8 protein-coding genes are annotated in these 15360 nt (G+C 75.3%); 3 read left to right on the top strand and 5 right to left on the bottom strand.

The genetic code is table 11. The features are described from left to right. Positions 1 to 57 precede the first annotated feature (57 nt). Genes GTY84_RS01570 through GTY84_RS01560 form a run of 3 tightly spaced genes read right to left on the bottom strand, consistent with a single transcriptional unit; the run spans position 58 to position 8949 of the window. Positions 58 to 1539 carry a DHA2 family efflux MFS transporter permease subunit gene (locus GTY84_RS01570; protein WP_345943304.1) on the bottom strand — a complete coding sequence of 494 codons (1482 nt, stop codon included), beginning with the start codon at positions 1537 to 1539 and terminating at the stop codon, positions 58 to 60. Then, positions 1536 to 1739: an MbtH family protein gene (locus tag GTY84_RS01565; protein WP_161224184.1), complete on the bottom strand. Its 204-nt coding sequence runs from the start codon at positions 1737 to 1739 to the stop codon at positions 1536 to 1538. The genes GTY84_RS01570 and GTY84_RS01565 overlap by 4 nt, the downstream gene beginning before the upstream one ends. 7 nt (positions 1740 to 1746) lie before the next feature. Then, positions 1747 to 8949: a non-ribosomal peptide synthetase gene (locus GTY84_RS01560; RefSeq protein WP_161224183.1), complete on the bottom strand. Its 7203-nt coding sequence runs from the start codon at positions 8947 to 8949 to the stop codon at positions 1747 to 1749. Between the two features lie 153 nt (positions 8950 to 9102). Here GTY84_RS01560 and GTY84_RS01555 point away from each other — a divergent pair, with 153 nt between their 5' ends. Next, positions 9103 to 10269 carry an amidohydrolase gene (locus GTY84_RS01555; RefSeq protein ID WP_161224182.1) on the top strand — a complete coding sequence of 389 codons (1167 nt, stop codon included), beginning with the start codon at positions 9103 to 9105 and terminating at the stop codon, positions 10267 to 10269. A 189-nt stretch (positions 10270 to 10458) separates the two neighbouring features. On the opposite strand, the gene GTY84_RS01550 is transcribed toward GTY84_RS01555, so the two are convergent. After that, a complete protein-coding gene (locus GTY84_RS01550; RefSeq protein ID WP_161224181.1) occupies positions 10459 to 11469 on the bottom strand; it encodes an iron-siderophore ABC transporter substrate-binding protein in 1011 nt (336 codons plus the stop codon). 153 nt (positions 11470 to 11622) lie between these two features. Here GTY84_RS01550 and GTY84_RS01545 point away from each other — a divergent pair, with 153 nt between their 5' ends. Together GTY84_RS01545 and GTY84_RS01540 are read left to right on the top strand one after the other, a co-directional pair. Beyond that, positions 11623 to 12429, top strand: coding sequence for an ABC transporter ATP-binding protein (locus GTY84_RS01545; protein WP_161224180.1), 807 nt, complete (start codon positions 11623 to 11625; stop codon positions 12427 to 12429). 148 nt (positions 12430 to 12577) lie between these two features. Then, the gene (locus GTY84_RS01540) at positions 12578 to 13825 is read left to right on the top strand and encodes an MFS transporter (protein ID WP_345943303.1); all 1248 of its coding nucleotides are present in this window, start codon (positions 12578 to 12580) and stop codon (positions 13823 to 13825) included. Between the two features lie 58 nt (positions 13826 to 13883). Here the strand turns inward: GTY84_RS01540 and GTY84_RS01535 are convergent, their stop codons facing one another. Beyond that, positions 13884 to 15125, bottom strand: coding sequence for an MFS transporter (locus GTY84_RS01535; protein ID WP_237531979.1), 1242 nt, complete (start codon positions 15123 to 15125; stop codon positions 13884 to 13886). Positions 15126 to 15360 lie beyond the last annotated feature (235 nt).

Below are 15360 nucleotides of genomic sequence, written 5' to 3'. Positions count from 1 at the left end.
CGGGGCGCCTCCGCGCGATGCGCGCGGAGGCGCCCCATGGCCGGGCCCACCGGGGCGTCAGGGAGCAGGCGAACGCTCCTCGGTCCGCGCCGGTCCGGCTCCGTCGGCGTCGTCCGGTGCCGCGCCCGTCGGCGGCGGCTCCGGGGCGGCGCGGGGCAGCCGCAGGGCGAACAGGGCGGAGACGGCGACCAGGGCGGCGGTCGCCCACACCGCCGTGCGGAAGGGGCCCGCGTCCATCGCCCCGCCCCCCGGGTGGCCACCCCCGCCGACCAGTGCCGCGCACAGCGCGATGCCGAGGGCGCCGCCGAGGGTGCGGACGATCTGGAACAGGCCCATCGCCTGCCCCATGTCGGGGGGCGGGATCGTCTCGAACCCGGCGATCTGCACGGTGAGCACGGCGGTGCCGAGCACCAGCCCGATGCCGAACATCAGGCCCCGCACCGCCCACTCGTTCTCCGCCGTGCCCGGAACCGCGAGCGCGGCGAAGACCAGGGCGGCCGCCAGCAGCGCGGCCACGGCCAGCCGCCGGGGACCGAGCCGGGGCAGCAGCCGGTCCACCGCCTGCGAGGCCAGCATCAGCCCTATGGCTTCGGGGAAGACGCTCAGCCCCGCGTCCAGCGCGGACCCGCCCAGCGCCGCCTGGAAGAGCAGCGGCACCACGAAGAGCACACCCATCAGCCCGGCGGCGGTCAGCGCGGCCAGCGCGGACGCCGGTCCGTAGTGGCGGTCGGCGAACAGCCGCAGCCCCAGCAGCGGTGCCGCGGCCCGGCGCTGCTGGATCACGGTGGCCACCAGCAGGACGGTGCCCGCCGCCGCGCAGAGACCGATCACCGGGTCGGACCAGCCGCGCGAGGGGCCGAAGCCCAGCGCGTAGGTGAGCAGGCCCAGGGCGGGGGTGGCCAGCCAGAAGCCGGCCCGGTCGAACGGGCCCCCGGTGCCCTCCACGTGCTCGCGCAGCCTCACCGCGCCGAGCAGCACGGCGGCCACGCCGACGGGCACGTTGACGAAGAACAGCCAGTGCCAGGACAGGTGTTCGGTGAGCAGTCCGCCGAGCGGCGGGCCGAGGGCGGGCATCAGGGCGGTCGGCACGATCAGCACCCTGCCCAGCCGTATCCGCTCGGCCGGCGGGAAGGCCCGGAACAGCAGGGTCATGCCGACCGGGGTCAGCAGCCCCCCGGCGAGCCCCTGCACCGCCCGCGCCACGACCAGGACCGGGAGGTTCCAGGCCAGGCCGCACAGCGCGGAGGCGGCGGTGAACACCGCGAGGGAGCCGAGGAAGATCCGCTTGGTGCCGTACCGGTCGCCGAGCCAGCCCGCCACCGGCAGGGCCAGCGCCAGGGCGACGAGGAACGCCGTCTCGACGGTGTTGGCCGCCGCGACGGGGCGGCCGAAGTCCTCCGCGATGGTGTAGAGGGCCGGGTTGACGATGGTGGAGTCCAGGCCGTTCATGCACATGGCGGCCACATAGACCAGGACGACGGCCAGGCGCGGCCCGATCAGGGGGCCGCGCCCGGAGCCGCGGGTGGAGGACGGGGTCACCGGGCCGGCAGACCGGTGTCGTGCGCGGTGACCCAGTCCAGCGCGTCCTGGCGCGGGCACGGCCCGTGGACGGCCGTCCAGCCGTCCGGCACCTCGGCGAACACGGGCCACAGCGAGTGCTGCGTCCGCGCGTTCGCCAGCACGAGGAACTCGCCTTCGGCGTCGAAGGGGTTGACGGGGGCGTCGCTGTTCACGGCCATCGGGCTGTCACTTCTCCAGGTCGGTCAGGCGGTCGGAGACCACACGGGCGATGTGCGCGATCGGTTCGGGCAGGGTCATGTCCTTGTGCGAGCAGGCGACGTCGGTGTTGTCGATGCGCCCGTTCACGTACGGGGTCCAGGTGTCCGGGGTCAACTCGTCGTCGATGGTGTCGACGGTGGCGCGGAAGAACAGCACGTCGCCGTCGAAGCGCCGGTGGTCGTAGCCCCGCACGAGGTGGTTGGTGTTCAGATAGATCTCCGCGAGCGCCTCCAGCGTGGCGGCGCTCAGCGCGGCGAGCGGGCTGCCCTCGCGCTGGAGCACGTCGATCACGTTGGCGGTGGTGAGCGGCTTGCCCTCCAGGGCGTCCGGTCCGTGGCCGCCCATCGCCAGCAGGGACTCCATGGCCTCGGCGTGGTCGGGGACCGGCAGTTCCCGGAAGCCCTCGGCCGGGTAGGCGTCGAGGACGGCGAGCAGTTCGACCCGTTCGCCGAGGTCCTGGAGGTGGGTGGCCATGGCCTGGGCGATGATGCCGCCGGTGGACCAGCCGAGCAGCCGGTAGGGACCGGTGGGCTGTGTCGCGCGGATGCGGGAGACGTAGTGCGCGGCCAGTTCCTCCAGGGTGGCGGGGAGCGGGAGGCCGGCGGTGGCGGCGCCGACGCCCTGCGCCTGGAGGCCGTAGATCGGCACGTCGGCCGGCAGGTGCCGGATGAGTCCGGCGTAGCACCAGCTCAGTCCGCCCGCGGGATGGACGCAGTACAGGGGCGCGCGGTCGCCGTCGCGGGCGGGCCGCAGCGGCAGCAGGACGTCCAGCGGGTCGTCCCCGGGGCCGTCGGCGGCGGACTCCAGGGCGGCTTCCAGGGCGGCCGGGGTCGGCGAGCGGAAGACGGTGCCGATGGAGACCTCGCTGCCGAGTGCCTCCCGGACGCGGGCGGCGAGGCGCACGGCGAGCAGCGAATGGCCGCCGAGGTCGAAGAAGTTGTCGTCGACGCCCGCCCGGTCCAGGCCGAGGACCTCCGCGAAGAGGGCGCAGAGCTGTTCCTCGCGGGGGGTGCGGGGGGCCCGGGAGACGGCGTGGCCGGCGGGGCGTCCCGGCGCGGGCAGCGCCGCGCGGTCGAGCTTGCCGTTGCTGGTCAGCGGCAGCCGTTCGAGCGTGACGACGGCGGACGGGACCATGTACAGGGGCAGTTCGCCGGTGGCGTGGGCGCGCAGGTCCGCGGCGAGGTCTCCCTCGGGTCCGGCGGGCACGGCGTAGGCGACGAGGCGCTTGTCGCCGGGGGTGTCCTCGCGGACGACGACGGCGATGTCGGCGACGCCGGGGTGGGCCGCGAGGACGGCCTCGATCTCCCCGAGTTCGATGCGGAAGCCGCGGATCTTGACCTGGTGGTCGGCGCGGCCGAAGTACTCCAGGGTGCCGTCGGCGCGGCGGCGCGCGAGGTCGCCGGAGCGGTACATCCGGGCGCCCTCCTCGCCGAACAGACCGGCGTGCGGGTCGGCGACGAAGCGGGTGGCGGTGAGGTCGGGGCGGCCCAGGTATCCGGCGGCCACGCCCTGCCCGGCGACGTACATCTCCCCGGTGACACCGGGCGGTACGGGCTGGAGGCGTTCGTCGAGGACGTAGACGCGCAGGTCGGGGATGTTGGCGCCGATGGTGGAGGAGGTCGCGGCGGCGGCGGTGGCCCGGTCGAGGGGGAAGTGCGTGACGTGGACGGTCGTCTCGGTGATCCCGTACATGTTGACGAGGACGGGCGCGTCGTCGGGATGGCGGGCGTACCAGTCCTCCAGTCGCCCCAGTTCGAGGGCCTCGCCGCCGAAGACGACGTAGCGCAGGGCGAGTTCGCCGGGGTCGTGCTCCCGGTCGGCGGCGGCGAGCTGGTAGAAGGCGGACGGCGTCTGGTTGAGGACGGTGACGCGTTCCCGGGCGAGCAGCCGCCGGAAGTCGCCGGGGTCGCGGCTGGTCAGGTGGGGGACGACGACGACCTTGCCGCCGTACAGCAGGGCGCCCCAGAGTTCCCAGACGGAGAAGTCGAAGGCGTAGGAGTGGAAGAGGGTCCAGGCGTCGTCGGGTCCGAAGCCGAACCAGTGGTCGGTGGCGGTCAGCAGCCGGGTGACGTTGTGCTGGGTGACGACGACGCCCTTGGGGCGGCCGGTGGAGCCCGAGGTGTAGATGACGTAGGCGGGGTCGTCGGGGGTGAGCGGGCGGGTGCGGTCGTCCTGGGTGAGCGGGCCGTCGGCGTGTCCGTCGGCGGCCCCGCCGTCGGTGGTGAGGCACGGCAGGTCGTGGGCGGGCAGCCGGGGCGCGGTGGCGGTGTCGGTGAGGACGGCGGCGGGACGGGCGTCGGCCAGCATGTAGGCGAGCCGGTCGGCCGGGTAGTCGGGGTCGAGCGGCAGGTAGGCGGCGCCGGCGAGGGAGACCGCGAGCAGGCCGGTGACCAGGTCGAGGGAGCGGGGCAGGGCGAGGGCGACGATCTCGCCGGGGCCGATGCCGCGGGCGGCGAGCAGCCTGGCCAGGCGGTGGGCGCGGGCGGAGAGTTCGGCGTAGGTGAGGGTGTCGCCGTCGTGGGTGGCGGCGATCCGGCCGGGGTGCCGCCGGGCGGCGTCCTCGTAGCGTTCGGCGAGGGTGCCCGGGGCGGTCCGGGCGGTGAGCGGGTGCCGGGTGTTGCCGTCGACCAGGGCGCGACGGCGTTCGTCCTCGCCGAGCAGTGGCAGCAGGCCGAGGGGGGTGTCGGGGGCCTCGGCGGCGGCGGTGAGCAGCCGGGCGAGGCGGTCGGCGAGGGCCTGGGCGGTGGAGCGGTCGAAGAGGTCGGTGCGGAACTCCAGGAAGCCGCCGATGCCGCCCCCGTCCAGTTCGCCCGCGTTGAGGGTGAGGTCGAACTTGGCGCTGCCGGAGGTCATGGTGGAGAGCCGGGCGGTGGTGCCGTCGGTGAGCGGGAAGGCGGCGTCGGGCACCGACTGCCAGGCGAGCATGGTCTGGAAGAGGGGGTGCCGGGCCAGTGAGCGGGCCGGGTTGAGGGCCTCGACGAGGTGGTCGAAGGGCAGGGTGTCGTGCTCGAACGCGGCGAGGGTGCCGGTGCGGACGCGTTCCAGCAGGCGGCGGAAGGTGGGGTCGCCGGAGGTGTCGGTGCGCAGGACGACGGTGTTGGTGAAGAAGCCGACGAGGTCGGCGGTGGTGTCGTCGTCGCGACCGGCGACGGGGGTGCCGAGCGGGATGTCGGTGCCGCAGCCGTGCCGGGTGAGCAGGGCGGCCAGTCCCGCCTGGACGGCCATGAAGACGCTGGCGCCGGTGGTGCGGGCGAGCAGGGCGAGGGCCCGGTGGGCGTCGGCGCCGAGGGCGAAGGGGACGGTGTCGCCGTCGGTGGAGGCGACGGCCGGGCGGGGCCGGTCGGTGGGCAGTTCGAGCTGGTCGGGCAGTCCGGCCAGGGTCCGGCGCCAGTGGTCCAGTTGAGCGGTGGCGAGTGCGGTGGGCGCGGCCGGCGTGCCCAGGATCCGTCGCTGGTGGGCGGCGTGGTCGGCGTACTGGACGGGGAGCGGGGGGAAGGCGGGGGCGCGGCCGTCGAGCCGGGCCCGGTAGGCGGTTGCGAGGTCGCGGGCGAGCGGGGTGGTGGAGGCTCCGTCGCCGGCGATGTGGTGGAGCACCAGCAGCAGGGTGTGCAGGCCGGGGTGTTCGGTGAACAGGGTGGCGCGCAGGGGGATCTCGGTGGCGAGGTCGAAGGTGTGGCGGGCGGCGGCCATAAGGTCGTCGCCGTCGGCGGCACGGTGGGTGCGGGGCCGCGCGGCGGGGTCGCCGGGGGCGAGGATGTGCTGCTGGGGCAGGCTGTCGGGGCCGTCGGCGGGGACCGGGTAGAGGGTCCGCAGGGTCTCGTGGCGGTCGGTGAGGTCGGCCAGGGCGGCGCCGAGGGCGTCCTCGTCGAGGGGGCCCTCGACGGTGAGGACGAGGGGGATGTTGTAGGTGGGGCTCGGACCCTCCAGCCGGTGCAGGAACCAGAGCCGCTGCTGGGCGGGCGACAGGGGCAGGTCGCCGGTGCGGGGCACCGGGACGAGCGGCGTGGCGTCGGTCTCCCCGGCGCCGCTGTGCCGGGCGCGGACGAGGGCGGCGACGGCGGTGGGGGTGGGGGCGCGGAAGACGTCGGCGACGGAGAGGGGCACGTCGAAGGTCTCGCGCAGCCGCGCGGCGAGCCGGGCGGCGAGCAGGGAGTGGCCGCCGAGGTCGAAGAAGGAGGTGCCGGGCCCGGGGGCGGTGTCCAGGCCGAGCAGGTCGGCGAAGAGTCCGGCGGTGACGGCGGTGTGCGGGTCCCCGGTTCCGGCGGGGGCCCCGGTGGCGGCCGGGACGGGCTCGGGGTCGGGCAGGGCGCGGTGGTCGAGCTTGTCGTTGGCGGTGCGCGGGAGGGCGTCCAGCAGGGTCACGACGGCCGGGACCATGTGGGCGGGCAGCGCGGCGGCGAGGTGGTCGCGCAGGGCGGCCGGGTCGGGGGCGGTGCCGGGGCGGGGGACGGCGTAGGCGAGGAGGCGCCTGCCCCCGGCGGCGTCGCGGGCGATGACCGCGGCCCGGTCCACGTCGGGGTGGGCGGCCAGGACGGCCTGGATCTCGCCGAGTTCGACGCGGAAGCCGCGGATCTTGACCTGGTCGTCGGTGCGGCCGAGGAACTCGACGGTGCCGTCGGCGCGGCGGCGCACCAGGTCGCCGGTGCGGTACATACGGGCGCCGGGTTCGCCGTGCAGGGCGCCGAAGGGGTCGGCGACGAACCGTTCGGCGGTCAGGTCGGGGCGGCCCAGGTAGCCGCGGGCCAGACAGGCCCCGGCGACGTACAGCTCGCCGGGGACGCCGTCGGGGGCGGGGCGCAGGGCGGTGTCCAGGACGTAGAGGCGGGTGGCGCGCACGGGGCTGCCGGTGGCGTCCGGACCGGTCCAGTGGCAGGCGTCGACGGTGGTCTCGGTGGGGCCGTACAGGTTGACCGGGTGGACGCCCTCGGTGGCGGCCAGCCGCCGCCAGAGGGGGGCGGGGACGGCTTCGCCGCCGACGACGAGGACGGCGGGCCGGTGGTGGCCCTCGCCGAGGAGTCCTTCGGCGAGGAGGGCCTCGGCGTAGGAGGGGGTGACGTCGAGGTAGTCGACGCGGTGGGTGTCGACGTAGGTGGTGAGGGCGGCCGGGTCGCGGTAGGTGGCGTCGTCGAGGAGGTGCAGCTCGTGGCCGTGGACCATCCAGAGCAGGGGGTCCCAGGAGGCGTCGAAGGTGAAGGAGGCGCTGTGGGCGACCCGGAGCCGGTCGCGTCCGGTGCGGGCGACGGCGGGGGCGATGTGGTCGGTGCCGTGGCCCGCGTACAGGTTGGCGAGGGAGGCGTGGGTGACGACGACGCCCTTGGGCCTGCCGGTGGAGCCGGAGGTGTGGATGATGTACGCCGCGTCGTCGGGTGCGGGGGCGGTGGCGGGCGGTCCGGCGGGGACGTCGCGCAGGGCCGCGGCGGTCTCCGGGGTGTCGAGGGCGGTGACCGGCCGGCCGTGGTCGGGCAGCGCCGCCAGGGTGGCGGTGGTGCCGAGGACGAGGGCGGGGCGGGCGTCGTCGAGGACGGCGAGGGTGCGGGCGGGCGGGTGGCCCGGGTCGAGGGGCTGGCAGACGCCGCCGGCCTTGAGGACGGCGAACAGGGCGGTGACCATGCCGGTGGAGCGGGGCAGGGCGAGTGCGACGGGCGTCTCGGGGCCCACACCCCAGGCGGCGAGGTGGTGGGCGAGCCGGTCGGCGGCGGCGTCCAGCTCCGCGAAGGTGAGCGTCTCCTCTCCGCAGCGCACGGCGGTGGCCCGGGGGGTGACGGCGGCCAGCGCGGCGAGGGCGCCGGGGACGGTGAGGGCGGGCGGCGGCTCGGTACGCCCGGAGGTGACACGGCGTATCCCGTCGGCGCTGAGCAGGTCGATGGCGGCGAGCGGGCGGTGCGGGTCGGTCCGCAGCAGATGGGTCAGGGCGTCCAGGCAGTGCCGGAAGGTGGTGCGATGGCCGTCGAGGACGTCCGCGGTGTAGCGGTCGGGGTTGGCCTCCAGGACGAGGGCGAGGCTGTCGCCGGGGCCGGGCCAGGCGCCGACGGCGAGGTCCTCGACGGGTCCGGCGGCGAGGTTGCGGACGGTGCCGGGCAGTCCGCCGAGGTCCAGCGGTCCGCCGTCGTGCGGCTTGATGTTGACCATGGGGCCGGTCAGCGGCGCGGCAGGAGCGGTCAGGCGGAGGTCGCGGCGCAGGTCGGCCTGCGGGTAGCGCTGGTGGCGGCGGACCCGGCGGATCTCCAGTACGACGCGGCGCAGCAGGTCGGCGGCGCTGTCGCCGGGGTGGACGGCGAGGCGCAGCGGCAGCACGTTGACGGTCATCGCCGGGGTGCGCAGGGCGGCGGGGCTCCGTCGGTTGGTGACGGGGAGTCCGAGGACGACGTCGTTGGCGCCGGTGAGGCGGTGCAGGTGGACGGCGGTGGCGGCGACGACCAGTTCGGCCCAGGTGGCCCGGACGGACTCGGCGGCGGCGCTGAGGCGGGTGAGCGAGCCCGGGGGCAGGGTGGCGGCGGACCGCAGCGGGGAGGTGCCGGGGGCGGTGCCCGCGCCGGGCGGGGCGAGGGTGACCGGGACCGCGCCGCGCATCCGCCCGGTCCAGAAGTCCCGGTCGGCCGCGTACTGTTCGCCCGCGAGGTACTCCTGCTCCTCGGCGACGAGTTCGGCGAGGGGGGCGAAGCGGCAGGCGGGCGGCTCCTGGTCGCCTGCGGTGTAGACCTCGGCGAGGCGGCGGCCGATCAGGGTCAGGGCGTAGGCGTCCACGGCGATGTGGTGGACGCGCTGGTACCACCAGTACCGTGTCCCGCCGAGGCGCAGGAGGATCTGGGCCGTGAGGCCGCCGGGGGCGGCGGGGTCGGCGGGCCGGGCGAGGTCGGCCCGGATCAGGCGTTCGGCCTCCTCGACGGGTGCGGCGTGGCCGCGCAGGTCGATCCGTCGCAGGGTGAACTCCGCTTCGGGGTCCGGGTACTGGGCCGGAACGCCGTCCGTCCCGGTGAACCGGAGCCGCAGGGTGTCGGCCTCGGCGACGGTGCGGGCGAGGGCCCGTTCGAAGCGGTCCTCGTCGAGAGCGCCGTCGATCTCCACGACGTCCGCCGTGTGGTGTCCGGTGCCGCCGGGGTCGAGCTGTTGCGCGTAGTGGATGCCGCTCTGCGAGGTGAGCAGGGAGAACGAGTCCGGATGCGCGTACATCTGGGGGCAACTCCTTGATTGTGCAAGCCTGGCCGCACACACGACGCCATTACTTAGGCAAGCCTAAGCTAAAAACCATGCGAGGGTGTGCCCGACCGTGAACTTCGTGCACACGGCCCACGCCACGCACCCCCGGAACCGGAAGAGGAGCAGATGACCGACGCCCGCGCCACCGGCGCGCCCACCACCCCCGGCCCAGAGGACCTCAAGTCCCGTGTGCGCGAGGAGATCGAGCGGCACTCCGAGGCCCTGCTCGCTCTCAGCCGCCGCATCCACGGGCACCCCGAGACCGCGTTCGCCGAGCACCGCGCCGCCGCCTGGTGCGCCGAAGCACTGGCCGAGCGGGGCTTCACCGTGACCGCACCGGCCTACGGACTGGAGACCGCCTTCGAAGCCACCCTGGGCCGGGGCCCGTTGACGGTGGCGGTGGTGTGCGAGTACGACGCCCTGCCGGACCTGGGGCACGCCTGCGGGCACAATCTGATCGCCGCCGCCGGGGTCGGGGCGGCACTGGGCCTCGCCCCGTTCGCCGACGAACTCGGGCTGCGCGTACGCGTCCTGGGCACGCCGGCGGAGGAACGGGGCGCGGGCAAGGCGCTGATGCTGGAGTCGGGCGCCTTCGACGGGGTGGACGCCGCCATGATGGTGCATCCCTGCCCGTTCGAGATGTCCGACTTCCGCTCCTTCGCGCTCGGCACCCTGTCGGTTTCCTACACCGGCCGCGCCGCCCACCCCAGCCTCAATCCGCACGAGGGGCGCAACGCCGCCGACGCGCTGACCGTGGCCCAGGTGGCGATCGGCCTGCTGCGGCAGCATCTTCCGCCCCAGTGGCGGGTGCACGGAGTCACCACTGAGGCCGGCAGCGCCCCCAACGCGATCCCGGAGCGGGCCCGCGCCGAGTACGAACTGCGCGCCCTGGCGGCCGAGGACCTCGCGGAGCTGCGCGAGCGGGTGGAGGCGTGCTTCCGCGCGGGCGCCCTGGCGACCGGGTGCGAGGTGACGCTGGAGCGGCCCGAGCCGGACTACCTGGACTTCCGCGGAGACCCCGCGCTGACCGCCCTGTGGGAGGCCAACGCCAAGGCGCTCGGGCGTCCGGAGCCGGTCGAACGGCCGCCGTTCGCCTGCACCGACATGGGGAACGTCTCGCACGCGGTGCCGTCGATCCATCCGGTGCTGGACATCAGCGGCGGCGCCTGCGGACCGCACGAGGCCGCCTTCGCCGAGGCCGCCGCGGGTCCGGCCGGGGAGCGCGCGCTGCTCGACGGCGCGACGGCGATGGCGTGGACCGCCGCCGATCTCGCGCGGGCCCGGCGCGCCTGACCCCGGACCGGAGGCGCGTCCGGCCGCGCGGTCCGGGCGCGGTGCCGGCCTGCCCCGGCGGACACCACGCCCGGACACGCCGGCCGGCCCCCGGCCGCTTACGGGCGGCGGTGCGCCCGGCGGCCGGGAGGACGGCCCGCCGGTCCGGGCCGAGGACCCCGGAGCGGCCGGCCGCCGGTCAACGGCGCGTCAGGAAGCCTTCAGGGCCTCGCTGATGTCGTCCATGACCACGTCGGCGGCGAGCGGGCCGCCGCGCGTCGACCAGACGGAGCCCTCGACGGTGACGACATGGCCCTTCTTGACCGCGTTCAGCTCCTTGTAGGCGGGCTTGGACTGCACGTCCCCGAGCGCCTTCTCGCCGTCGGAGGTCAGGGTCGACAGGAACAGCCAGTCGCCGTCGATCTCGTTGATCTTCTCCAGGCTCAGCGACGGGGTGTGCGCGTTGCCGTCCTTGTTCTGGTTCTTGGGCCGCTTCAGGCCCATCTCCAGGGCGATCCCGCTGGCGAACTGCTTGTTCTCCATCCAGCTCGGGCCGTCCGGGTTCCAGCGGACGATGGACACCTCGGCGCCCTTGTTCGCGCCCAGCGCCTCCCCGGCCGCCTTGGCCGCCGACTCGTGGTCGGTGATGACCTTGTTGGCGGTGTCCAGCTTGTTCAGGGCGTTGCCGATGCCGCGGAAGGAGAGCTTCCAGTCGTCCGTGGGGGCCATGGTGACCAGGGTGGCCGGGGTGATCTCGCGCAACTGCTTGAGCACCTGCTCGTCCTGCATGTCACCGGCGAGGATCAGGTCGGGCCGGGCGGCGACCACCTTGTCCATCACCGGCTGGAGCAGGTTGCCGACGACCTCGATGCCCTCGACCTTCCCGGCCAGGTAGGCCGGGGGCTTGTCGAGGCCCTGGCCGTTGGTGATGCCGACCGGCTTCACCCCGAGCGCGAGGACCATGTCCAGGTCCTCCTGAGTGAGCGTCACGATCCGCTGGGGAGCGGCCGGCACCTCCACCGCGCGCCCGGTGGCGTCCTTCACCGTACGGGTGCCCGAGGCGGCGGACCCCTTGTCCCCGGCCTCCTTGGCGTCCTTGGTCCCCGAGCCGCCGGAGTCCGATCCGCAGCCGGTCAGCAGCAGTGCCGCGGCCCCCAGCGCCGCCGCGGTCCGGGCGACACGGCGCGGCAGCATGGGAGAGGGGCGACGGGGCAGGGTCATGGGGAACTCCATGGTTCACGGGGATGTACGACGGCGCCGGGGGACGCCGACGACCGTCGGCCGCCTCAACAACCCCCCTGCTGCGGATAAGGTTAGCCTTACCTCATGCCGGTCCGGCAAGGGGATCGTCTCACTTTCGAAAGGACGGTCCAGGTGGAACTGCGCACCGAAGGGCTCATCGCGGGCTACTCCGGCCGAACGGTCGTCAACGGAGTCGACGTGACCGTGCCCTCGGGCCGGGTCGTCGCGATCGTCGGGCCGAACGGCTGCGGGAAGTCCACGCTGCTGCGCGCGATGGCCCGGCTGCACGCCCCCGAGGCGGGCCGGGTACTGGTGGGCGGGGAGGACGTCTGGCGGATGCGCCAGCGCGAGGCCGCGCACCGCATCGCCCTGCTCCCCCAGTCCCCCCAGGCACCCGAGGCGGTCACGGTGGCCGGGCTGGCCCGCTACGGACGCCATCCGCACCAGGGCCTGTTCCGCCAGTGGTCCCGCGCGGACGAACTGGCCGTGGAGCGCGCCCTGTCGGCCACCGGCACCACCGGCCTGGCCGAGCGGCGCCTGGACGAACTCTCCGGCGGCCAGCGGCAGCGCTGCTGGCTCGCGATGGCCCTGGCCCAGGAGACCCCGGTCCTGCTGCTGGACGAGCCGACCAGCGCCCTCGACATCGGCCACGCCGTCGAAGTCCTCGATCTGGTGAGGGAGATCGCCGCCGACGGCCGTACGGTCGTGATGGTCGTGCACGACCTCGCCGCCGCCGCCCGGTACGCCGACTCCCTGGTCGCGATGCGGGACGGCCGCGTGGTCGCCTGCGGCGCGCCCCGCGACACCATCGACGCCTCCCTGGTCCGGGAGTTGTACGGGGTCGACGCGGAGGTGCTCACCGCCCCGTCCGACGGCTCCCCGGTGGTGGTGCCGGTCGCCCGCACCACCGCCGCGGCCACCGCGCCGGCTCCCCGCTGAACCCTCCGCCGCCGGGTGCCCCGCCCGGGGGCACCCGGCGTCCGGACACCCTGCGCGGCGAGGCGGTCAGGGAGGATCCGTGGTGCTCCCCGGGCAGTGGTGGCAGAGTGCTCTGATGCCCTCGCCCGCAGCAGCAGGAAGAAGCCCGGTGGCCCTCCCGTCCGGCTCCCCGCCGGATCCCGCCCCGGTCCGCCCGGCGCCCACGCCGCACCGCCTGCGCCGGGCGGGGCTGATCGCCGGGATCATCCTGGTCTCCGTCAATCTGCGCCCGGCCATCACCAGCCTCGGCCCCCTGCTCCCGCGGATCCGGGCGGACCTCGGGCTCTCGGGCACCGGAGCCGGCCTGCTCACCATGCTGCCGGTGCTCTGCCTGGGCGCGTTCGCCGCGCTCGGGCCCACGCTGCGGCACCGGTTCGGGGAGGACCGCGTCCTGCTCGGCTGCCTGCCCGTGCTGCTCGTCGGCATCCTGCTGCGGGTGCCTGCCCCGACCGCCCTGCTCTACGCGGGGACGGTGGTGATCGGCGGGGCCATCGCGGTGGCCAACGTCGTCCTGCCGAGCCTGATCAAACGCGAGTTCCCGGACCGGGTGCCGCTGATGATGGCCACGTACACCATGGCCCTCACCTTCGGCGGCGCCGCCGCGGCCGGAGCGGTCATCCCGCTGGAGCGCGTGGCGGGCACGGACTGGCGCGGCTCCCTCGGCCTGCTCGCCGTCCCCGTCGCCGTCGGCGCCCTCGCCTGGCTGCCGTACGGGCGGCGCCGGGTGCGCGGGGGCGGCGGTGTCCGGCGGGCCGCCGTCGCCCCGCTGCTCCGCGACCGGCTGGCCTGGCTCGTGACCGCCTTCGTCGGGCTGGAGGCGCTGCTCGCCTACGTGACCTTCGGCTGGCTGCCCGCGATCTGCGTCGACCGGGGGCTCGGCGAGGAGGCCGCCGGGTACATGATGTCGGCGATCACCTTCCTCCAGGCCGCCGGCTCCATGGCCGTGCCGTTCTTCGTCGGCCGGGGCGGGCGCGGCCAGCGCGGCTTCTGCGTGGCCGTCTCCCTCGGCACCGCCGCCGGGCTGACCGGGGTCGTGCTCGCGCCGATGTGGACGCTCTGGTTCTGGGCCCTCGTCCTCGGCCTCGTCGGCGGCGCCGCCTTCAGCCTGGCGCTGACCCTCATCGGCCTGCGCGCCGGGGACGGCGACAGTGCCGCGGGGCTCTCCAGCATGTCCCAGGGCATCGGCTACGCGCTCGCCGCCGCCGGTCCGTTCGGGATGGGGGTGCTCCACCAGATGACCGGCGGCTGGGGGGTGCCGCTGGCCGTGCTCGTCGCGCTCTGTGTGCTGATGGCCGTCATCGGGCTCGGCGCGGGCCGCGACGCGACCCTCTCGCTCGCCTCCCGGCCCTCTACCTGACGGTGCGGAGGGCCCGGCCCCGGGGCGGGCCGGCCCCGGGGCGGCGTGCCGTGGTCCGTCAGGACGGTTCGGCGACGGCGGCGGGGGCGGTCCCGGCCGCCGGGGCCGCCCCGGGAGCGGCCTCCGGCGCCGCGGCGCCGGGACCGGCGGCCGCGGCCTTCCCGCCCCGGGACTCCGGAGCGCGGCGGACCAGGGGCAGCAGAACGGCGGCGACCAGGGCCGTCACCCCGCCGAGCACGCCCACGGCCGCGGCCAGGCCGCTGAGCGCTCCCTTGCCCGCGAGGAGGACCAGCGGGCAGATGAACTCACCGAGGAAGAACGCCGACATCCACAGGCCGGTGCCGCGGCCCCGGTCGGCGAACTCCAGCCGGGACATGGCCAGCGTCAGCAGCGACGGCAGCAGCAGGCCCGTGCCGACGCAGTTCAGCACCGCGCCGGCGATCAGCAGCGGCAGGCTCCCGGCCAGCCCCATGACGACGAAGCCGGCGCCGCAGAGCAGGAAGACGGCCGGCAGCCGGCGCCGGGGACCCCCGGTGAACCGGGTGAAGAGAATCGATCCTGCAACGGTGGCGGCACTGGCGACGGCGGTGACGGCGCCGATGGCCCCGGTGTTCTCCACCCCCAGGTCGTCGAGGAGGTACGCCATCTCCACCGGCACGGTGTAGAAGACGACCGCGCCGAAGACGGTCAGCAGGCAGACGCCCGCCATGCGGCGCACCGGGAACGGCCGCCGCTCGGTCGCCACGGCCGGGAGACCGGACGCCGCGGCCGATGGCGCCGGGTCGGGCAGCACCCTGGCCATCACGGGGGCGAGCAGCAGGCCCACCGCGTAGAGCCAGAAGGGCACCCGCCAGCCCGCCGCGCCGAGGGCGCCGCCGAGCACGAAGAAGAGGGTGGCGGAGGCTGCCGAGCACATGGTCTGGAGGGCGAGGTACCGGTCGCGGGCCCTGCCGGTGTAGTAGTCGCCTATCAGCGTGGTGCAGGCGGTCATGATGGCCGCCTCGGTGACGCCGAGCAGGACGCGGCTGACCAGGATGCCGTGCAGCGAGCCCATCCACAGCGGAACGGTGCCGAACACGGTGTAGAGGACGGTGGCCACGACCAGCAGGCGCTTGCGGCCGAAGCGGTCGAGGACGAACCCGGCGAACGGCGCGAGCAGGGCCAGGGACAGCGCCGGGACGGTGAGCACCAGCGGGACCAGGGCGGCGCTCCCGGCGACGTCGTCGAAGTGGTCCTGCATACGGGGCAGTACGGGGGCGAGCAGCACCGCGCCCAGGATCGGCAGACAGCTTCCGGCCATCAGCAGGACGGCGGGCAGTCCGCCGCTCGCATCGGATCGTCTTCCGTCCGGGGCGGGCGGGGCGGCGGGAGCGGGCATGCGGGCACTCCAGGGAGTGAGGCGGGGAAGGCGGCACCACGTTACGGGACGAAGATCCACCGAGTGAAGGCAGTCGTCGACATACAGTCACATCGTCCTCATCGGCGGGGTGTTCCCGGAGTTCGGCCCGGCCTTCCGGGGCGAGCGGTTCCGGCGT

Origin of the sequence: Streptomyces sp. SID8352 (assembly GCF_009862265.1) — a bacterium.
In the GTDB taxonomy this organism is placed as follows: Bacteria; Actinomycetota; Actinomycetes; order Streptomycetales; family Streptomycetaceae; genus Streptomyces.
This window is presented reverse-complemented; position numbering and strand designations above follow the sequence as displayed.